This window comes from Dellaglioa sp. CoH-57-MRSF-19, from assembly GCF_056781975.1.
In genome coordinates this window covers 1-354 of sequence record NZ_JBXAXW010000186.1, presented here as the reverse complement: position 1 = coordinate 354, position 354 = coordinate 1, and the positions used below count along the sequence as shown (strand labels likewise).

Genomic DNA, 354 nt, shown 5'->3' with positions numbered 1-354 from the left:
ACAGCAACTGCCTCAATCCTTCATTCGGGCGGGCGTGACGCGCACGCAAATTGCGGCAGCTGCCGCAACCAATAAGGTCGAGGCGCGTATTAACATGAGTGCTGATGTGGCAGGTGCAGGGCTGTGCCCTGAATGCCGCAAGCCCATGGAACGCAGCAACGCGAACGGGTTTCCCGTCATGATCTGCGAAGCGCACCGGATTGCTATTCCAATGCCGGACGGCACCTTCTAAGGAATCGTCATGGCTAAGAAAAAAGCAGAGTTGTCCATCGAAGATATGATGGGATTTGATCTGCGACCCAAAACCGAAGAGCCTGCGCCCGAGAAGAAGGTTAAGAAAAAGGTGAAACGACC

At 54.5% G+C, this 354-nt stretch carries 1 protein-coding gene; it reads left to right on the top strand.

Annotated elements, in window-relative coordinates; genetic code table 11:
* Nucleotides 1–232 (top strand): hypothetical protein (locus AC1RO3_RS08885; protein ID WP_481764063.1); only part of this gene is annotated, 232 nt, incomplete at its 5' end.
* Nucleotides 233–354 lie beyond the last annotated feature (122 nt).